General features: G+C 69.1%; 20 protein-coding genes and 4 pseudogenes. 12 read left to right on the plus strand and 12 right to left on the minus strand.

All coding sequences use genetic code 11. The features are described 5' to 3' along the window. Positions 1-37 precede the first annotated feature (37 nt). The 8 genes and pseudogenes from OG948_RS34755 to OG948_RS34790 all read left to right on the plus strand — a co-directional run. A complete protein-coding gene (locus OG948_RS34755) occupies positions 38-202 on the plus strand; it encodes a hypothetical protein (RefSeq protein ID WP_406300424.1) in 165 nt (54 codons plus the stop codon). A gap of 36 nt (positions 203-238) precedes the next feature. Then, positions 239-559: a GyrI-like domain-containing protein gene (locus tag OG948_RS34760; RefSeq protein WP_331769012.1), complete on the plus strand. Its 321-nt coding sequence runs from the start codon at positions 239-241 to the stop codon at positions 557-559. A 185-nt stretch (positions 560-744) separates the two neighbouring features. Beyond that, positions 745-945 (plus strand): annotated as a pseudogene (locus OG948_RS34765) (transposase); the annotation flags it as partial. Between the two features lie 106 nt (positions 946-1,051). Then, positions 1,052-1,759 (plus strand): IS3 family transposase, encoded by a 708-nt coding sequence (locus tag OG948_RS34770; protein WP_331769013.1) that lies wholly within the window; start codon positions 1,052-1,054, stop codon positions 1,757-1,759. Positions 1,760-1,928: 169 nt separating this feature from the next. After that, a complete protein-coding gene (locus OG948_RS34775; protein ID WP_331773381.1) occupies positions 1,929-3,128 on the plus strand; it encodes an IS30 family transposase in 1,200 nt (399 codons plus the stop codon). 326 nt (positions 3,129-3,454) lie between these two features. Beyond that, a complete protein-coding gene (locus OG948_RS34780) occupies positions 3,455-4,522 on the plus strand; it encodes an IS110 family transposase (RefSeq protein WP_331769014.1) in 1,068 nt (355 codons plus the stop codon). A gap of 234 nt (positions 4,523-4,756) precedes the next feature. After that, a complete protein-coding gene (locus OG948_RS34785) occupies positions 4,757-5,212 on the plus strand; it encodes a transposase (protein WP_331769015.1) in 456 nt (151 codons plus the stop codon). 114 nt (positions 5,213-5,326) lie between these two features. Next, positions 5,327-5,821: pseudogene (locus tag OG948_RS34790) on the plus strand (transposase); the annotation flags it as partial. Positions 5,822-5,902: 81 nt separating this feature from the next. On the opposite strand, the gene OG948_RS34795 reads toward OG948_RS34790, so the two are convergent. The 4 genes from OG948_RS34795 to OG948_RS34810 form a co-directional block, all read right to left on the minus strand. Continuing rightward, the gene (locus OG948_RS34795) at positions 5,903-6,418 is read right to left on the minus strand and encodes an ABC-three component system middle component 2 (RefSeq protein WP_331773382.1); all 516 of its coding nucleotides are present in this window, start codon (positions 6,416-6,418) and stop codon (positions 5,903-5,905) included. After that, positions 6,361-7,374, minus strand: a complete 1,014-nt coding sequence (locus OG948_RS34800) for an ABC-three component system protein (RefSeq protein ID WP_331769016.1) — start codon at positions 7,372-7,374, stop codon at positions 6,361-6,363. The genes OG948_RS34795 and OG948_RS34800 overlap by 58 nt, the downstream gene beginning before the upstream one ends. A 483-nt stretch (positions 7,375-7,857) precedes the next feature. Further along, entirely contained in the window at positions 7,858-8,175 is a 318-nt protein-coding gene (locus OG948_RS34805; RefSeq protein ID WP_331769017.1) for a VWA domain-containing protein, read from the minus strand. 28 nt (positions 8,176-8,203) lie between these two features. Then, entirely contained in the window at positions 8,204-9,010 is an 807-nt protein-coding gene (locus OG948_RS34810) for a TerD family protein (RefSeq protein ID WP_331773383.1), read from the minus strand. A gap of 40 nt (positions 9,011-9,050) precedes the next feature. On the opposite strand from OG948_RS34810, the pseudogene OG948_RS34815 reads away from it, so the two are divergent. Beyond that, positions 9,051-10,054 (plus strand): annotated as a pseudogene (locus OG948_RS34815) (IS5 family transposase). Positions 10,055-10,452: 398 nt separating this feature from the next. Here OG948_RS34815 and OG948_RS34820 read toward each other — a convergent pair. The 5 genes and pseudogenes from OG948_RS34820 to OG948_RS34840 all read right to left on the minus strand — a co-directional run. Continuing rightward, entirely contained in the window at positions 10,453-11,652 is a 1,200-nt protein-coding gene (locus OG948_RS34820) for a methyltransferase domain-containing protein (protein WP_331769018.1), read from the minus strand. Next, a complete protein-coding gene (gene tgmB / locus OG948_RS34825; protein WP_406300425.1) occupies positions 11,649-12,659 on the minus strand; it encodes an ATP-grasp ribosomal peptide maturase in 1,011 nt (336 codons plus the stop codon). Before tgmB ends, OG948_RS34820 begins: the two co-directional genes overlap by 4 nt. Further along, positions 12,649-12,987 (minus strand): hypothetical protein, encoded by a 339-nt coding sequence (locus OG948_RS34830; RefSeq protein ID WP_331769019.1) that lies wholly within the window; start codon positions 12,985-12,987, stop codon positions 12,649-12,651. The genes tgmB and OG948_RS34830 overlap by 11 nt, the downstream gene beginning before the upstream one ends. Before the next feature lie 272 nt (positions 12,988-13,259). Continuing rightward, positions 13,260-14,318 (minus strand): dienelactone hydrolase family protein, encoded by a 1,059-nt coding sequence (locus OG948_RS34835; RefSeq protein WP_331773385.1) that lies wholly within the window; start codon positions 14,316-14,318, stop codon positions 13,260-13,262. A 45-nt stretch (positions 14,319-14,363) separates the two neighbouring features. Then, a pseudogene (locus tag OG948_RS34840) lies at positions 14,364-14,945 on the minus strand (hypothetical protein); the annotation flags it as partial. Between the two features lie 116 nt (positions 14,946-15,061). Between OG948_RS34840 and OG948_RS34845 the strand changes: the two are divergent. Continuing rightward, entirely contained in the window at positions 15,062-15,769 is a 708-nt protein-coding gene (locus OG948_RS34845) for a hypothetical protein (RefSeq protein ID WP_331769020.1), read from the plus strand. Then, on the plus strand, positions 15,766-15,966 hold the full coding sequence (locus OG948_RS34850) for a hypothetical protein (RefSeq protein ID WP_331769021.1): 201 nt from the start codon (positions 15,766-15,768) through the stop codon (positions 15,964-15,966). The genes OG948_RS34845 and OG948_RS34850 overlap by 4 nt, the downstream gene beginning before the upstream one ends. Positions 15,967-16,393: 427 nt before the next feature. Here the strand turns inward: OG948_RS34850 and OG948_RS34855 are convergent, their stop codons facing one another. From OG948_RS34855 to OG948_RS34865, 3 genes are all read right to left on the minus strand, one after another. Further along, entirely contained in the window at positions 16,394-16,819 is a 426-nt protein-coding gene (locus tag OG948_RS34855) for a BrxA/BrxB family bacilliredoxin (protein WP_331769022.1), read from the minus strand. A 1,021-nt stretch (positions 16,820-17,840) separates the two neighbouring features. Beyond that, positions 17,841-18,263, minus strand: coding sequence for a type II toxin-antitoxin system HicB family antitoxin (locus tag OG948_RS34860; protein ID WP_331769023.1), 423 nt, complete (start codon positions 18,261-18,263; stop codon positions 17,841-17,843). 16 nt (positions 18,264-18,279) lie between these two features. After that, positions 18,280-18,432, minus strand: coding sequence for a hypothetical protein (locus OG948_RS34865; protein WP_331769024.1), 153 nt, complete (start codon positions 18,430-18,432; stop codon positions 18,280-18,282). 642 nt (positions 18,433-19,074) lie between these two features. Between OG948_RS34865 and OG948_RS34870 the strand changes: the two genes are divergently transcribed. Further along, complete coding sequence (locus tag OG948_RS34870) at positions 19,075-19,626, plus strand: signal protein (protein ID WP_331769025.1); 552 nt, start codon at positions 19,075-19,077, stop codon at positions 19,624-19,626. Positions 19,627-19,636: the final 10 nt, after the last annotated feature.

Consider the following 19,636-nt stretch of genomic DNA (forward strand, 5'->3'; position numbering starts at 1 on the left):
GTATCGGTCGCCGGGGCTGAGGTGCGCGGTCGTCCGCATGGGAGGGCGACCAGGCGACCATGCGGTACCGGATCGTGAGGAAGGAGTCGTTTCGGGTCGTCGGCAGGAAGGCCCGGCTCCGCTCGTGCGCGAGGCGGTCAACGCGGCCGCCGCGGCGCACGTGGAAAGCCTGGACGAGCAGGCGGTCGTGCGGATGAAATAGCCGGCCGGCCAGGAGCCGGAGGGGATCCTGTCGGCGGTGGTGTACCTGACCGGCAGCCGGGAAGAGGGCGCCGAGGCGGACTACTGGATCGGCGTGGTCACCGGTCCCGAGGCGGCCGCCGAGGAGCTCGACGTCCTCGACGTGCCGGCCAAGACCTGGGCGGTCTTCGACAACCACGGGCCCTGTCCGAGCGCCCTCCAGGAGCTGGGGCGAGACGTGTTCACGCCGTGGTTCCCCTCGAACCCGTACACGAGCCGGACAGGTCCGGAGCTCCTGCGGACGCAGCCGGTGGAGATCGGCGCGGAGACCGACTCTCAGCTGTGGATTCCGGTCGAGCGGGGCAGCGGGAGCGCCTGAGCGAACACCGGTATTTGTCCCCGGAGTCCTGGGAGCTGCGTTCCTCAAAGGGTGTACGCGAACCGGCGCCGTAACGTGCGGGTCGGTGGGGCGGGTCTTCCCCTTATCCATGGTGAGCCGCTCTGAGTTTGGTGGAGTCCTTGAAGCCGGGTTATGGTGCCCGGCGTAAAGGAGCACCACAAGCTATGCCGGCACCACGCAAATACCCCGATGAGCTGCGGGAACGGGCGATCCGGGAGGTGCGTGCCTCCGGGCGTCCGGTTGCGCACGTCGCCCGGGACCTGGGCATCCACAAGGAGGCCCTGCGGAACCGGGTCCGCCAGGCCGAGGCCGACGCCGGGGAGCGGACCGACCGCCCGACCACCGCCGAGTCGGAGGAACTGAGGCAACTCCGGCGTGGAACGCCGAGTTGCGGCGGGCCAATGACATCCTCAAGGCCGCGTCCGTGTTTTTTGCCCAGGAGATCGACCGTCCCCGGACGAGGCCGAGCAGGTGATCGACCACCTGCGCGACAAAGGCCTCGGGGTCGATCCCGTATGCCGGGTGCTCGACACGTCGCCGTCGACGTACTTCGCGCGCAAGCAGCGCCCGAAGTCCGCCCGCCGGCTGCGCGACGAGCAGCTCATGGCGCTGATCGAGCGTGAGCACGGCGACTCCGGCGGTACTCATGGCGCCCGGCGGATCGCCCGCGCCCCGGCCCGCAGGGGCCACCCGGTCGCGCGGTGCACGGTCGAGCGGCTGATGCGCGAGCTGGGCATCGAGGGTGTCATCCGCGGTCGGCGCCGGCGCACCACGGTCCCCGAGCCGGCCGCGCCTCGTCCGCCGGACCCGGTCGACCGAGTCTTCGCCGCCGACGGCCCGGACCGGGTGTGGGTCGCCGACCCGACGTATGTGCGGACGTGGTCCGGCTGGGCGTATGTCGCGTTCGTCCTCGACGTGTACTCGCGGATGATCGTCGGTTGGCGGATCGCCGAGCACCTGCGCACCGAACTCCCTCTGGGTGCCTTGGAGATGGCGCTATGGCGCCGCCGCATCAAGAAGGACTCCGGGCTGGTCCACCACAGCGACCGCGGGTCGCAAGGTGGATTCAACCGGTCGTCGCAACACCCTGATCTCGGAGGTGTGCGGCGTGGCCACGGCGGACTGGAGTTTGAAGACCAGCGATGTTCCGGAGGGGCGGCGTCGGCAGTGGCGCGCTGACCGTGCGTTGCGGCCGGCGATGCGTTCGCCCGGGCGGCCTGATCCGTCTCGGGTCGTGCAGCGCCAGTTCTGGCGACTTATCGCCACGGGGGTCACGACGGTGGAGGCGTCGCTGGCGGTCGGCGTGTCGTGGCCGGTGGGCGCGAGGTGGTTTCGTCACGCTGGCGGCATGCCGCCGATCTCGTTGGCCGAGCCCTCGGGCCGGTACCTCACGTTCGAGGAGCGCGAGGAGATTGCGATCCTCAGGGCGACGAGCAAGGGCGTGCGCGAGATCGCCCGCGCCCTGGGGCGTGACCCCGGGACAATCTCTCGCGAACTGCGCCGCAACGCCGCCACGCGCGGCGGCAAGCAGGAGTACCGCGCGACGGTCGCCCAGTGGAAGGCTCAGCAGGCGGCCAAGCGCCCGAAGAGCGCGAAGCTCCTGGGCAACGACCGGTTGCGTGAGTACGTGCAGGAGAGGCTTTCGGGGAACGTTCACCGGCCTGACGGGACGGTCGTCGCGGGACCGCGGACGCCTCCGTGGAAGGGGCTGAACAAGCCGCACCGGCAAGACAGGCGGTGGGCGACAGCATGGAGCCCGGAACAGATCTCGCACCGGTTGAAGGCCGACTTCCCCGAGGATGAGTCCATGCGCATCAGCCACGAGGCGATCTACCAGTCGCTGTTCATTGAGGGCCGTGGCGCGCTCAAGCGGGAGCTGGTCGCCTGCCTGCGCACCGGGCGGGCACTTCGAGAGCCTCGGTCGAGGTCACGGAACAAGCCGCAGGGGCATGTCACCGCGGATGTCGTCCTCGGTGAACGTCCTGCGGAGGCCGCGGACCGCGCGGTCCCGGGGCATTGGGAAGGCGATCTGATCATTGGGACGGGCCGGTCCGCGATCGGCACGCTCGTCGAGCGCAGCAGCCGATCTACACTCCTGGTGCATCTGCCGAGGATGGAGGGCTGGGGCGAGGTGCCGCCGGTGAAGAACGGCCCGCCGTTGGGCGGTTACGGCGCCGTCGCGATGAACACTGCCCTGACTGAGTCGATGACGAAGCTACCCGAGCAGCTCCGCAAGACCCTGACCTGGGACCGCGGGAAGGAACTCTCCGGGCATGCCCAGTTCGCGCTCGAGACCGGGACGAAGGTGTTTTTCGCCGATCCGCACTCGCCCTGGCAGCGACCCACAAACGAGAACACGAACGGGCTGCTGCGTCAGTACTTCCCGAAGGGCACCGACCTGTCCCGGTGGTCCGCCGAGGACCTCGAAGCCGTTGCCCTGGCCATCAATAACCGACCCCGCAAGATCCTCGGCTGGAAGACCCCGGCCGAGGTCTTCGAGGAACAGCTACGCTCACTACAACAACCCGGTGTTGCAACGACCGGTTGAACTCGCCCAATACGTATCGATTCGGTACACCGAACGGCTCGCCGACGTCGGCGCGGCCGCATCGGTCGGCTCGGTGGCGGACTCGTACTGTGAGGATGGGGTCACCGCCGCAGGGGCGGCCTGACTGTTCGTTACGACTGACCCTTCGGGTGTCCTTGCTGTTGATCTGTCGGTCGTCTCTGCGGCGGGCTCGATGCGGGCCGTCGGCCGCGCGGGCAGTGACCGAATAGGAGCCTGTTGCCCCCGGGCACTCGTCACAGTCCTGTCCTCCCGCCCGGCCGACGGTCTCGCGCCGACCGCCGCTCCCGGGAGAGGAACCCACAGCGGTGACCGGCATCCTGAAGGCCGAACCGATCGGGAAATTCGTTGTCGGAGTCGACACCCACAAGTACGTGCACACCGCCGTCGCCGTGGACGTCGTCGGCGGGGTCCAGGGCACGACCGGCGTGACGGCCGACCGCGGCGGCTATGAGCAACTCGACGCCTGGGCACGCCGGTTCGGTCAGGTTCTGGCCTTCGGCGTGGAGGGCACCGGCTCCTACGGGGCTGGACCGGCCTCCCATCTGCGCAGGCAAGGCCACAAGCCGGTCGAGGTCAACCGGCCCGACCGGCGCGTGCGCCGCCGGCGCGGCAGGTCCGACCCCATCGACGCGGAGAACGCCGCCCGCGCGGTACCGGCTGGCACCGCCACCGCGACTCCCGAGAGCGGCGAGGGAACGGTCGGGATGATCCGTCACCTCGAGATCGCCCGCGACGGCGCGGTCAAGGCCCGAACCCAGGCCATGGTCGCTCTCAAGGCCCTGATCGTCACGGTCCCCGACGAACTGCGCCGGCAACTCCAGGGGTTGCCGAAGATGGCCCTCATCGACCGATGCGCCGGCCTGCGGCCGGGCCCCGTGACCAGCCCTGCAGCTTCCGCGAAGCACTCCATACGCGCCATGGCCCGCCGCTGGAAGGGCCTCCACGACGAGGTCCGGGAACACGACGCTCTGCCGGGCGAGCTCACCAGGGCCCACGCGCCCGACCCGGTCGATGCCTTCGGTATCGGCGCGGACACCACGGCCGAAGTGCCGGTCACCGTCGGTGACAACCCCGAGCGCATCCGCTCCCAAGCCGCGTTCGCCAAGCTCGCGGGCGTCTGTCCCGTCCCGGCCTCGTCCGGCAGGACGAACCGGCACCGGCTCAACTGCGGCGGCCACCGGCAGCTGAACTCCGCGCTCTACCGCGTAGTGATCGTCCGTATGCGCTTCCACCAACCCACCATCGACCACGTCATCCGACGCACGGCGGAAGGCAAGACAAAACAGGAGATCATCCGCTGCCTCAAGCGGTACCTGGCCCGGGAGATCTACCAGTACATCAAGGCCAAGCAACCACCCACAACAGCGACTTGACGATCTATAGGAGTCGACCGTTCACCTGCGGATGACGCCCCGCAGGCGTGAAAATCGGTACAGGGTCTGTCCGCCGACGCCGCTTGATGTTTGGGTCGTGAGCCCGCATAGGAGTCTGGTGAGGGAGCCGTCCGAGGGGCCGCACACTGTCGCCTTGAGCACGCCGATCAGCTTCTCCGTTCCCCTCAGGTTCCCCGGGCAGCCCCGCCCGACCGGCACGACAGGGGGCACGTCATGGAGGAGTCGAGGGAAGATCACGACGACGGGACGGTCGCGCGGGTCGCGGCGATCGACATCGCCAAGGCATCCGGGATGGTCTGCCTGCGCGTCCCGCACGACACCATCGAGGGCCGACGCGTTCAACAGGTCTGGACTGTCGCCTCGACCACCAACGCGATCCTGGAACTCGGCGACCGGCTCGTCTGCCAGGGCGTCGAGCGGGTCGTCATGGAAGCGACGGGGTCGTACTGGCGGCCGTTCTTCTACCTGCTGGAGGCCCGGGGCCTGGACTGCCGGCTCGTCAACGCGCGCGACGTGAAGAACGTCCCCGGGCGCCCCAAGACCGACAAGCCGGACGCGGTCCGGCTGGCCGAACTCGCCGAACGCGGAATGGTCCGGGCCCAGTTCGTCCCGCCGAAGGCTGTCCGGCAGTTGCGGGATCTCACTCGCACCCGCACCGTGTTCACCTAGGAACGCACCCGTCACAAGCACCGGGTGGACAAGGCCCTCCAAGACGCGCAGATCAAGCTGTCCGGCGTCGTCTCGGACCTGTTCGGCATGTCCGGGCGAGCCATGCTCGACGCGATGGTCGCCGGCGAACGCAACCCGCGCGCCCTCGCCGACCTTGCGAAGGGCAGCCTGGTCAAGAAGAAGCCGGCCCTCATCGAGGGCCTGACCGGGCAGTTCGAGGACCACCACGCCCGGCTGCTGCGGGTGTTGCCGGGAACCGTCGACCACCTCACCGCACAGATCCGCGAACTCGACCGGCTCATCGCCCACACACTGGAAGAGATCATCACCCCGCACGACGACAGCCCGGCGGCAGACCCGTCCGTCGGCGGCGTGAGCGCCCGCGCCCTGGCCGAGAAGCTGGACGCCGTTCCCGGAATCGGGCCGGCCACCGCGCAGATCATCATCGCCGAGATCGGCGCGGACATGAGCCGCTTCCCCACCCCCGAACACCTCGTCTCGTGGGCGAAGTTGTGTCCCCGCACGATCCAGTCGGGCGCGAAGAACACCGCGGGCCCGGCCGGGCAGGGCACCCCCTGGCTCAAGGGCGCCCTCGGCGAGGCAGCCAACGCCGCCGCCCGCGATGGATCGAACTCCACGCCCGCGGTCGGCTCGCCGGACCCGGTGTATGTGAGGTGGATCAGACGAAGGTCACCCATGGGCGGTCTCCGTCCTTGCGGGATCCGCGAACGAGGAGTTGACGATCTCGCGTGTGGCGACACGGGCGTCCACCGTGGGGAAGTAGTGGTGGATCACCCACTCGGCGCGCTCGCGCAGGGACTCGACGTACGGCGCTTCGAGAACGTCGACGAACACCGGGCCCCGGTCGGTGGCCGCGTACATCAGCCCCTCGTTCCGGTCCTGGACACCCGCGAGACCGGCCCTGATCAAGACGAGGAGGGCTTGCTCCAGGACGGTTCGCTTCATGCCGATCTCCCCCCCTCTGGCCGGGAGGTCGGGATGCAGACTCGGCGGGCCGTCGAACTCGCCGCTGTGTAGCAGAACGTGGTCGAGCACGACGAGTTGGGCAAGGTCCAACGGTTCGGGGTGGCTCTCGGCCAGGAGGACCAGGGCGCGCACTCCGACCTCCAGCGGGCTGTTGAGCGGATTCACGTCTGTCCCTTCCGGCACCAGATCAGGCGATTCTCGTTCGCCAGGTGGTGGCATACCCCTTTGCGGGTGTTCGGCTGCACGAAAGGGGTCAGGATCGTCGGGGTCAACTGGACGCTCCCCGCGGCGGCAGTGACGGCTCCGTGTCGTTCCCAGCCGTCCGGGTAGGTGCGCTCCGCCACCTCCACCACGATGTCGTACACGTCCTCCATCAACTTCTCGAAGTAACCCGGCGTGGTCGCGTCGCGGGCGAACACGCGCAGTGCCTCGGCCGTGTAGAACGCCTCGCGTTGCCTCTTGAGGTGGGCGTCGGCCGCGGCGACCTCGCTCACGTGCTCCAGGTCGGTTATCACGTCCGGGAATCGTTCGCGGTACACGTCGAGCAGATGCCGGACGTAGCGGGTCTCCACCTCGCCGTGCTCCTCGGGAGGAATCAGCGCCTCGGGGCCACGCGCGAGGGGGGCATGCGGAAAACGATCGGCCCAGTGGACGGTCGTGCTGTGCAGTTCGAGCATCTCGTCGAGGTCGACACACTCGAAGATGTCGAAGTCGGTGGACGCGGCCAACTCACGCACCGCCTCGCGCCCGTCCGCAGTCAGGTCCGTCACGAACTTCTCTTTGGCCGTGTCCCATTCCCGCAGGAACTTGTCCCGGCACTCGGTCGGCTTCGCGAACTGACGTGGCAGGCTGCGCGAGATGATGGGGGCCACGAACACGTACCGCTTCGGTACGGTGAAGTGACCGGCCGCCACGGCCACGAACATCTTGCGCATCTCCGTGACGACGGTGGACCAGGCGAGGGCGGCCGCGTACCGCTTGCACTGATAGTTGTGCCACTCCCCCTCCAGCCTCTGCCGTGACAGATACCCGGCCACGTCGATCCCGTGGTCCCCGGCCCCGCCGTGCCGTTCGACCAGGACGTACTTCGTCTCGAGGGCCGGAACCCACTCCTTCACGAACTCCTCGAACGTGTCCGGGTCGAGGAACGGAACCATCTGCTTCGGCGACGGCATCGAGGCCATCCGCAGCGTAGGGGGCAGGACCGTCAACGACGGCCGGGCCGCGCCCCTCGCAAGCGCCTCCTGCTGATCCGACAAACCGTCCCCCCGGTCACTCGACGCAAGCAAGTGATACCACTCACCGCAGGCACACGAAAGAAGCACAACCGTTCGGAATGGCGTCCACCTTCCCCCGGGTCCCGCACACGGCGGTGCCTGCAGTTCAGGTCCCGACAGGATCGGCTGGCGTCAGCGTCGGGCCATCGCAACCCCGCACGTAGCCATGAGGCCGGCGACGGGCGCTACGCCCCCAGGGCACCGGAACGTCTCGAAGCGGGCCGGTACCGGGCGGCTACAGCGAAGAGTTGCGGTCGGCAGCGAGACCGACCCCGCGGTCGTCGAACTCGGCGTGGGCTGGGCGTGGAGGTAGCTCACTGCGTCGGACCATCCTGGGAGGCCGGCACGGACAGCTCGCAGATCTGGCCGTGTGTGGGTTTCTTAGGACCGGATCCAGGTGGCGAATGCGTCGATGAGGCCCGTGTAGAACCGCTCGCCGGGCACCGATCCCGGATTGTTGCCGGCGTCGTAGAACGCGACATTGGTGAAGGTGGCAGAGGTGGAGGCATTGAGGTTCTTGTAGAACGCGAGCTTGCCGCGGCCGAATCCCACAAAGAGCCAGAAGATTCCCATTGAAGCGGTGTTCTGGAGCATGGAGCGGACTTCGGCCTTGTCCCATGGTTCGTCGCCGACTTGAGTGACGACGAAGGCGGGGTCTGTGGCGCCTGACTCCTGATAGTGGCTGACGGCTCGGCGCATCGCATCGCATCGCATCGGCGACGTTGCCTCAGCCCCAGTCGACCTGGGTGTGCAATTGGCCGATACGGCCGCGGTAGTTGTCCAGCCCGATCTCCTCCAAGAACGGCTCTCGTCCGCTGGAGAAGATCACGGGCACGGTCCCGTCATCGTCGAGGTTGGCCGACAGTGCCAGGACGCGTTCTGCGAAAGCTTGTACGGCAAACGACTCGTACAGCTGCTCCTTGTGCCAGTCGTGATCCAGGACGAGGTAGACAGCAGCACGCCGTCCTGTCATTCCTCGGTCTGCAAGAGCCTGGCTCGCCTGCCTCGCCGGAGCAAGAAGGCCCGGCGCCTGTCGCTCCAGCTTCCTCAGTTCCACAGCAGTCGTCTGCCCGGTGGCGGCGCGTGCCTGCGCAGGTAGCGACGCAGCAGAGGGCTCGGGGTCGACGTCCACGCCGTAGTCGGCCGCCAGTCCCGCAAGGCCCGAGGCATACCCCTGCCCGACAGCGCGAATCTTCCATGCGTTTCCCCGGCGGTACAGCTCCGCCAAGACTACGACCGTCTCCCCCGATCCGAAGTCCGGCGCGGTGAACGACAGCGTCGGCCCACCGCTTTGGGTGATCGTCAGTTGAGGCGCTCGGGTGAAGACCGCGCGGGATTGCAGCGGATCGGCGCTGACGACGACCACGACGCTGTGCACGTCTGTCGGCAAGCGGTGCAGCTCCGCAATCACTGCCGCGCCGTCAATGGACACGCCGTCTTGCGCCGGGTGGTTGTAGAAGACCAGGTCATTGTCGCCGCGGACTTTGCCGCCAGGGCCTAGGGCGTGTATCGGGTTGTGATCGATCTGTGGGATTCGTCGTCAACCCGGTCCTGGTCTGGTAATTGGTCTTGTTGTGACGCGAGAGCAACTGACGGACGTGGAGTGGGAGTTCATCGGGCCGTATCTGCCGATCGGTGGGTTCGGTCCGTATCCCGAGCGGCTGCGGCAGCAGTTCGAGGGCGTGATCTGGAAGTTTCGGACGGGTGCGCAGTGGCGTGAGATGCCGGAGCGGTTCGGTGCGTGGCCGACCGTGCACAACCGCTTTCGGCAGTGGCGGGACGCCGGTGTCTTCGAGGCCCTGTTGGAGGGCCTGATCGCGGAGGCCGCGAAGCGGGGCGTGGTGGACATGTCGCTGGTGAGCGTGGACTCGACCACCGTCCGGGCGCACCACGACGCCGCCGGGATGCATCTCGACCCGGACACGCTCACCGCTCTGGAGAAGGCCGCCGCCGAGGAGGAGAAGGCCCGGCAAAAGGGGGCGATCCGGAGGAACAAAGCGGGAACGGAGCCGGAATCGACCCGGACCGGGAGGAACGACGACGTGTCCGGCGCCGGCATCGGATCCGGCTGAGGGCCGGCCTGCTCGGACGCTCGCGGGGTGGACAGACCTCCAAGATCCATCTCGCCTCGGACCGCAACTGCCGGCCCTTGGCGCTGATCCTGACTGCGGGACAGGCCGCCGACAGCCCGCAGTTCGTCCCCGTCCTCGGGAAGGTACGGGTCCGCGGGCCCGTCGGGCGTCCCCGCACCCGGCCCGACGCGGTCGCCGGAGACAAGGCCTACTCGTCCCGTGGCAACCGCGCCCACCTGCGGAGACGCCGCATCAAGGCAGTCATCCCGGAAAAGAGGGACCAGGCCGCCAACCGCAAGAGGAAGGGCACCGGGGGCGGCAGGCCCGTCGGCCACGACGCAGACCTCTACAAGGAACGGAACACCGTCGAGCGCCTGATAAACAGGTTCAAGGCCTGGCGAGGCATCGCCACCCGCTACGACAAGACCCCCGAGAGCTACCTCGCCGGCCTCCACCTTCGCGCCGCGATGATCTGGGTCAACGCCCTCAGCCGGGGCACCTGTTGATCTCAACTGGATACGCGGCCTAGCAGTAGCGCGGACACATCCGCAGACCCTGGCACCGAGACTGACAGCACCGCCCGCGCCATGAGCAGCGTGGCGTTCTCGCCCTTGCGTAGCGACGTCGTCTGCATTCCGTCTCCCCTCGATCACCAAAGGAAGAACGGTAGTCATCCATGCGTCCATCTGCTGTCGCTTCGCGATATCCGGCAGGCGCATCCAGCGTGTTCGCCGGCAGCTTCAACCGAACGGGGTGAAGCAGTCCGGCAGATGGGGTGGTGTCGGTCATTCGACGACGGCACCGAGCCCACGGCGACGTTTCAGCCGAACCGACGAGGATTCGGCTCGGTTCCCCATTCAACGGACGATGCGCTTCTCCACCCCGTGCCGTCACCTCCGCTCGTTCACAGCGTCCAGGTGTACGCGTGCCCGTCCGGTGCGGCGAGGCGTACGTGTTGGCCGATCGGGCCCGCATCGAGGGTGAACCACTCGCGGCGGGGCCGATTCAGGTCCAGCCACAGGTGATACGCCCGCTCGATCGGCGCCCACAGGTCCCGCCCGCCGAACCGGGCGACCTCGGCTCCGGAGTCGGTCTCGGTGACGGTGGCGGCGCAGCCGTCGGGAGTACGCAGGGTCGTGACGTGGCGGCCTTTGGTGTGGGTGAAGGTGCGGGTGGTGTGGGCGTCGAGGTGGAGTTGGGCGAAGAAGGAGAACGTCCAGTCGTCCAGGACTCTGGGTGTCAGCGCCGAGGTGCGGGTCCCGTCCGCGGCGTGTCCGGCCTGCGGGTGGGCGGGCCGAGGGCGGCCTTCGGCGTGGTCGGTGTCGGGCAGGAGAGGCATGAAGGCGGCGGGGGTGTGCATGAGGCGACCCGCCGCGGTGCCGTCGGGGAGTTTCTTCAGCCAGGCGATCGATCCGCCGGCGAGGGTGCCCTTGAGGGGGACCACCAACACCGCGCCCGGCGCGCACTGTTCGATCCATGCCTTCGGGACGCGCGGGACCGAGGCGGTCGCGATCAGCCGGTCGTACGGGGCGTTCGGCGCCCACCCGTGGGCGCCGTCGGCCAGGACGACGTCGGGGATGAATCCCGCGGTCTTGAGGCGTTCGCGGGCGGTGACAACCAGGTGATCGGTGTGGTCGACGGTGGTCACGTTCCCGGCCCCGACGACCCGGCACAGCAACGCGGTGTTGTAGCCGCTGCCGGTGCCGATCTCCAGCGTACGGGCGCCGGGGGTGGGGTCGAGGGCGTCGAGCATGTCGGCCATCAGGTCCGGCGCGGTCGACGAGGAGGTCGGCACCCCGGACACACCCTCGGGCGGGGCGTGTTCGGCGTGGACGCCGTCGACCTCGGTGATCAGGGACTCCCCCGAGTACACCGCGTCCCACCAGGCCCCGCCGTCGCCGCTCTCGTCCGTGTCGTCGGCGCGCCACGGGACGAAGCGGTCGCCGTGCTCGCGGCGGTAGAACACCGGGGTGAACACGTGCCGGGGAATGTTGAGGAACGCCTCGGCGATCCGGGACGAGAGCACGACGTCGCCGGAGGCGATGCGCTCGACCAGGCGCACCCGGGCGGCGATCAGGGCCTGGTCGTCGTCGAGGACGCTCACGTGACTCCTTCGAGATGGTCGGCGATCGCCGCGGTGATGGGCAGTCCGGTGGCCTGTTCCACGAATCCGTATTGTCCGGACGGGTTGAGCTCCAGCATCACCCACGCGCCGGTCGGGGTGATCACGAAGTCGAACGCGCCGTACGGCAGACCGAGCGTGTCGAGCATGGCCAGGACACCCCGGGTCACGTCCGGCGGCGGGTCGCAGACCTTGTAGGTGAGGCTGTCGTAGTCGCGCCGCCAGTCGACCCGGGCGGCGGCGGAGCCGGCGTGGATCTCGGCCGCGAACACCCGGCCCGCCACCACCGTGAGCCGACACTCGTACGCCTTGGGAACCACGGCCTGGAACAGATGCGCGGTGGTGGCGATCGCCGGATCGTCCAGCGCGGCGGGGTCGACGACGCTCGCGTACACCGCGACCGAGGCGCCGTCCACGACGCCGCGGACCGGGCCGAACGGCTTGTACACCACCGGGCCCGCGACCTCGGCCGCGAACGCCCGTGCGGCCGCCGGGTCGTTCGTGATCAGCGTGCGCGGGACCGTCAGACCGCACTCGGCCGCCACCCGCAACTGCAGCGGCTTGTACTCGGCGTCCGCCGCCCGGCCCGGAGGCGGCAACCAGCGGCACGGCAACGCGGCCAGGAGCCCGCCGAAGCCCAGACGGGCCTCGCGCTCCGCGACCCGCCGCGCCGGCCCCGACATGCCGGCCGGGAAACGCGGCCGGGTCGGACGGCGGTAGTAGACCGAGCGCACTGCGGCGAGATCGAGTTCGCGCCGGTCGTTGTGCATCGACCCGGACCAGGTCGCGCCGTCGAACGTCGCGGCCAGGGACAGAGCGAGGGGGAACTCGGCCAGGTCCGCGCGAAAGACTGGAACCGTTCGCCGGTTGAGCTCCTCCACCACCAGATCCGCGGTCGGATCGAAACGACCCGACAGGACCAGGACATGGCCCTCGCGGCGCAGCGGCGGGGGTGGGGATGTGGGTGGGTTGCCGGGTTCAGTCGTCACTGGTGCCGGGGTCGTCCGGGGCGTCCATCTGGCCCGACGGTTGGGTGGGGCCGTAGGTCTTGGGCGGGTTCTTCGTCATGTACACCCCGGGCGGGAGGTCCTCGTACACGCCGGTCTGCGCGTCCTCGTCGTAGCCGACGTCGGCAGGGAGGATGCCGCCGGTACCGGTGACTGGGACCAGGAACCGGAACGCGAACGGCACCGGACCTTGTCGATCCGTCAGGTCCGGCAACGGCTCCGCCCCGGACGGGTTCACCGGCAGACGCGACTCCGGCGCGTCCAACGCGAGTCCCACCGTTTGGTGTTCACGTGCCTCGGTATCGGCCACGGCCGTCCCCTCCCCGCACAGTGATGACACCCCGAGCATGCACACCCACACACCGCCACCACAAGAGGAGCGCAGGAACGACGCGAACGGCGGCCGAACCCGGCGGCGGGTGACGGGCTGGATCAGTGACGGTTGGCGATCCTTCGACGTCCGCTCGCACCGCGTCGGTTTTCTCGTCGACCCTGCCTCGAACCCGCCGCACCATCGACGGTGGTGCGGTGTGGTCCTGCCTGGGGCCCGCGCCCGACGTCCGGTCGGCGGTGGAGGAGTGTTCAGGCAAGAGCCGACTCGAGGAAGCCGTAGGCGAGTTCGCGGTCCTCGAAGGGGAACTCGTGGCCGCCCGGCCGGATGCGCACGGTGGCATGGTCGTGCCCTCGGTGCTCGAGTTCGCGGGCGATGTCGGCCGCGCCCCGGCTCCACACGTCCTGGTCGCCCGCGATGAGCAGGTACCGGCATTGCGGAGCGGCCGAGAGCACATCCTCGATGTCGTAGTCGCGGGCGAAGCCCGGGATGACGAAGTCCGCCTGGAAGCCGGCGTCCCGGGCGGCCGAGTCACGGTAGGGAATGCACCCGCAGTTCGACACGCTCGCCCGGATGCGCTGATCCCAGGCCGGCGCCCAGATCGCCATCCGGCCGCCGTACGAATGGCCGATGAAACCGACTCGCGCCGCGTCGACCTCCGGCAGCGACGCCCCGTAGTCGATGGCCAGACTCACCTCCTGGAGCAGATCCGCCAACAGCGTTCTGCCCCGCACCAGGCGCGAGGACAGCTCGAACCAGCCGATGTTGGCCCCGCCGTCCCAGTTGCGGTCCTCGAAGCCGATGGCGTCGGGGGCGATGGTGACAAAGCCCCGTTGGGCGAGCTCGGCGGCGTAGCGCTGGTCGGCGTTGCCCCGCAGCCCGACCACCTCGCTCTTGCCGAGGTCGAACCGACTCGCGTGCTGGTGGTGGCAGAAGACCAGCGGTGCCGGTCGGGCCAACCCGTCAGGGATGCAGACGAACACCGAGGCGCGACCACTCGGCACGCGGTAGGCGACATGGCGGAGCAGGTATCCCTCGCACTGCCTCTCACCGACGGTCTCGATGTCGCCGACCGCCGCCGCAGTGGTGGGTCCGAGGACACGACGGAGCGACTCGGCTCCCAGTGGTTCAGGCATACGGGGGATCCTGCCAGACGTGGGGCATGCGCGACCCGGCGCGGTTGCCCGCACTCGAATCGGCTGAGAGCGGCGGCCGGCGAGGCTGCGTTCGGTATCTGACGGGCGAGGCACGCCGTCGGCCGGCTCGTCCAGGCGCTGCGCGGCCAGGGCCGAGGCGCGCATGCCGCGCATCCCGTACTTGCAGGCTCCAGGGAGCGGTGCGGCGTGCGGCGTTCGATTCCTTTCCTTGGTCTGGAGGGTGTAGATGTCCTTGACCTTCACGTCGCCCACGCCGAGGCCGTCGGTGGACACCGTGCGCCAGTCGCCGCCGGTGAGGTGCAGCTCGTCCGTGCTCATAACCCGCACCACGGCAAGGTCGCCCTGATGTGCCTTGAATGCCTTCACCCAAAGGTTCGGGAATGCCTGGGAGCGGATGACGTGCATCCAGTCCGGGCGGTTGATCTCCCGGTTGTGGTTCGAACCACCATCGTGGGAACGAGTTTCGCGCCCATCTGCTTCACGTAGTCCAGCGTCACGTCGTCCCCCTCGGCGATCGCCGCGTCGCGGGCACCGCGCAACGCGGTCCGCAACCGCTCCAAGACGTTCTCGGTGGCCACAGCGGTCCGGGACTCGAGGATTCGTGGTTCCTCGCACAGGCTGCCGTAGGCGCGAGGCGCAGCGCCGCAGGAGCCGGAGGGTGGGGTCGGTGATCCACAGCGGGCCGGGGTCGTCGCCGTCTCCGAGCGGGTTCGAGAGATCGTCGTGGTCCCACGCCGGGGACTCGACGAGGTAGATGCCGACGCGGCGGCGTTTACAGCCGCGCGGGCCGTCGAAGGCGCACCCACGTGCAAGACCCGTCAGGAAGGCGCAATGTTCACCACCGCCGGCGCATACCTCGTGATACGAAACCTCGCTGCACACGAGGAAGCCGTCGGTTGGGAGGAATAGCAGGCACTCGAGTATCCGGCGCCAAGGCCCACTTGCCGATCGCGCCGCTCGAACACCGCCCGGGCGCGGAGGTCTTCCCCGCGCTGGCCCCGCTGGCCCGCCCAGCGGTCCGGTTGTACCCGCGTCCCGGCTCTCCCACGGTGCACGACAGCTCGATCGGCGGGCCCCTGCTGTGGCCCGCACAGGAACCCTGGCCGTACTGCCGCATCGAGCATGAAGGCCTCCACCCCCTGGTGCCCGTGGCCCAGCTGTACGCGCGGGACATACCCCTGCTGCGGCCGCCCGGGCGGGCCGACCTGCTGCAGGTCCTGTGGTGCCCTTCGGAGCACGCGCCGGACTCAAGCATTCCGATCGAGTTGTCCTGGCGGACCGCCGCGGACGTCGGCGACGTGCCGGCCGCACCGCCCGAGCCGTTCGACGCGGACGAGGACTACTACGTGCCTGAGCCGTGCGTGCTCGCCCCGGAGCAGGTCACCGAGTACCCCGATTCCCTGGAACTCCCCGAGGAGCTGAAGCAGCAGATCACGGACCCCGCGCCCTGGCGGGCGGCGGGCATCGTGGTCGACGATGCCGACCCGAAGGAGCCCTACGACCACGCGCTGTCCCACGCCCCCGGCTGGAAGGTCGGTGGCTGGGCCCCCTGGGGACTCACCGACCCGTGCCACGGTTCTGTGTGGCCTGCGGTACCGCGATGACGCCGCTGCTGACCATCGCCTCGTCCGAATGGCACCGCAACAGCACGAGTTGGATCCCGCACGAGGACCGGGTCCCCGGCACATCCGACGACAGTTGGTCCAATCCGCCCGAGATCACGGTGCTGGACGCCAATCACCTCCAGCTGTACGCCTGCCCGGCAAACGGAGGCCACCCGCACACCGACCTGGTCCAGTGAGGGGCCGCCGCTTCTTCCCCACCCGCTGCCTGATCACCCATGCCGGTCCACTCTCGGCGTCGGGATACCGAGCAGGACCGGCCCGCCCGCCGCCGGCAGGTGCGGCGGAGCAATCCGGCCGCAGATCGAGGTCACGTTGATCACCCTGCCGAGCGGAGAGCGTATGCGAGGCCGACTCCAACGAGCGACACCCCGACCCGACGAGCAGCGGGCTCGTGCGCCCGGTGCTCGTCGTCGTCCCGCCCGCTCATGCGGCTCGGCGTGTCCCGTGCCGCGAAATGGACGCGGATCGCCGCCTGCCTGGTAAGGCCTGCCATCCGGCATCACCGGCGATTTTGCAGGCTGATCGTCACCAACGCAGGGCCCCGGCCGGGGCCCTCGCCGTGGCCGTGGCCGTGGCCGTGGCCGTGGCCGTGGCCGATGGTGACTACCGGCCGAACTCGTCGAACGCGGCGCGAAGGTCGGCGGCCACCGCTTCGGCGTCGCGTCCCTCGATACGGTGACGCGGGACGAAGTAGACGAGTTCGCCGTCCTTGAACAAGGCGAACGACGGTTCGGACGGCGGGATATCCGCAATATGACGGCGCAACCTCGCGGTGGCGTCCAGGTCCTGATCGGCGAAGACGGTCAGCAGCCGGTCGGGACGCTTGGAGCCGTCCTCCAGGGCCATGCGGACCCCGGGGCGGGCCATACCGGCCGCGGCACCGTTCACGGCGTTGACGGCCACCAGGGTCAGGCCCTCCTCGGCGTCCTTCATCGCGGCGTCCACCTCTTCGGCGGTCAACAGCTCCTTGAACCCGATTTTCGTCAGCTCTTCCTTCATCGGCTTGACCAGCAGTGGCGAGTACGGCATCCCAACTCCTCACATAAAGCAACCGTTATATGACTCATAGTAGGCGGGCGTGTCGACGCGGGGAACAATCAAGGTTGGTGACGACCAAAGCCAGGACGGCGGCGTCGCCGAAGACGGCGCGGTCGTGGGCATCGAGGGCGGTTCGCACGGGCGCCGCGCGCCGGATGGGGTGACGGTCGTTCGCGTCGGCGAGGGACCACCACTCTCCTCAACGCCCACACCCGGTACCCGAGCACCCTGCCGACGGACAGCCGACCCGCTCTGCACAGGCCGACGTATCCGTCGCCGAAGCCGAACCCACTCCGCGAGGCACCGCGGCCCACCGGGACACCTGCCGCGGGAGCGTTCCCGTCGCGACAGCCCCGGCGTCGACACCACCGAACCCGGCGCCCATCCCGCAACGGCGGCCGCCACGGACGGCGCCGACGCGAAGGACGACACCCCGCCGGGCCGCTGCCGTCGGCCACGGCCACGATCCCCGCATGCCCGACCTCGACCCCGACCAGACCGGGAGCCGGCTGATCGGATATCCCTGGGCGGTGAGTGGCCGGTCCTGATCGACGACCACGACCCGCCCTACCCGGGCGGAGTCGCGCTCGAAGCCGACGACTGCGCCCGGGAGTACGGCCGCTCCCACTACGAACACGCGGATCCCCCGGACGGCCGCCCGCACTGGAGCTACGACACCGCCTGACCATCCCGACGACGCTGCGCACGAACAGCATGTCGCGCGGGCTGCGCGTGGCGCTCCCCGACGTCCGCGCTGCGGCGTGCCGCACGTGCGCCGGGGTGTTCAGCGGGGCGTGGTGGTGGAGACGGCGGTAAAGACGTGTCGAACCCGACGGCGGGCCGCCGGTTCCGGGGACATCGATCGAACGCCGGCGCGTCACCGGCCTACCCCGGAGCGGCCACGATCGACAACGGCAACCCCCCGCCCGTCCACCGCGAGAAGCAGCCGCGTCGTCAATCCGCCCCACGAACGGCCGAGCCCCTCGCGCGCGCCTCAGCTTGACTCCGAAGCTCAGGCGTCTTGGAGTTTTCCGCGTCCGGGGCGTTGCGTGGTGGTCCGTCGCGGAGCAAGTTGGCTGACACGCTGGTGGGAGAGTCCCAGGACCCGGCCCGCGTCGCGTTGACTCATTCCGGTGTCCAGCAAGGTCGCGACGGCGTCGGCCAACGCTCGGCTCGCCGTCCTGTCGGCTTCCTCGGCTGCCCGCCGCGCCTGATCCAGGGTGTGCAGGGCCTCAGTGGTGCCTGCGACGGAGAGTTCGACGCGCACCTCGTCCGGGCTCACGTCCAACGCGGCCGCGACGGCGTCCTGGGCCATGTCGGCGGCTTCGGCGAGGGTACGTCCCTGGGTGTACACGCCACCGGCGGCGTCCTCGACACTGACGGCCCACCACACGCCGGACCGTTCGGCGGTGGCCTGGTAGACGGTGGGGGTCATGCGTTCCTCGCCTTCCTCAGGGTCTTTTGAGCGGTGATCTCGTTGATCTCGCGGTGACGCGCGACCACGAGGATTGGCCTTTGAGTTCGTAGATGTCGTAGTTGCCGCCGTGCCGGGTCAGGACGGCTCCGAGGGCTTCCAACTCTCGGACGAGGTCGGTTCGTTTCACTCGTGGATTCTATCCACGATAGACAGATCGATTCTAATTCGACTAGAAGCCCTCTGCAAGGACGGCTCGCTCGAAGCGCCCACCGGTTCGGCGTGGCGGGTGTCGGCCGGGATCGGGGGCCATCCGGCCGAGGGCACCAGGGCCCGGTCGTTGTCGTGCCGCCGGCGCCGGCCGACGTGCCGGCCGAAGGCCCGGTCCTGTCCTGGGCCGGCCCTTCGGCGCCGGCGGGCGGGGTGGGTCAGGGCATGTCGCCGGACCGGCGCAGGCATCCGTCCGACGGGGCGACGCCGGCCGATGGCCCGCGCCCCGGAGGGGGTCGATCAACCGTTTCCGTGGTCGCGGTCAACCCACGTGGTGGTCGAGCTCCGGTTGGTGACCGTGCCCGGCCCGTAGGCATTTCGGCGGACGCGGACCTGCCGTCCGCGGTGGAGGCGCCGGGGGTTTTCGAGGAGCAGCCGTCGTCAGGCCCCGGCCCGAGCGGAAACAGCTCGTCCATGGCGAAGGTTTGTCATGGGATAAAACGCGAGTGGCTTTCGTGAATCACGCTATCGAACGCCCGGTGCGGGAGCAGTGCGATCTAGAATCGTCCATTGTGATTGCTCTTGGCGCGCTGCTACCGGCATGTTCGCCTCAACGCTTGTCATGACCTCGCTGAGTGCCTGCGAATCGACCGGAGAGGAGGCGACGGCAACCTCCACGGCGGACCGGATAGCGAACCTGCAAGAGCGCTGGTGGCAGTGGTCGGCCCAGTCCTCGGCACACAGCCCCTACACGGATGCCACGGGCGAGCGCTGCTCCCAACGGCAGCCCGACGACGTATGGTTCCTGATTCCCGCGCCAGGTGTCGACATCAAACGCAAGTGCACCGTCCCGGCCGGCCGGGCCGTCGTCGGCCCCGTCCTCACCACCACGGCGGACGACTCCGAGGCATGCAACCAGTACCTCGCCGGCTCGGCGGGCGACGTTGCCTTGGACGACAAGTCCATCGGCGTCAAGAAACTCGGCCCCGAGCAGGTGAGCTTCACCAGCCCAGCCGACAATCCCCTCACCGAAGAATCCGGAGGCATCTCTACGCAGGCCTGTGGCCTTTGGTTCACTCTGCCGCCCCTCTCTCCCGGCAACCACAAACTGATCATCAGCTCCCGTAGCGGAACACCAAGCTTCGTCGAATACTCCTTGACCATCACACGGTAATTTCTGGTGA

The organism is Embleya sp. NBC_00888 (assembly GCF_045207655.1).
Classification (GTDB): Bacteria; Actinomycetota; Actinomycetes; order Streptomycetales; family Streptomycetaceae; genus Embleya.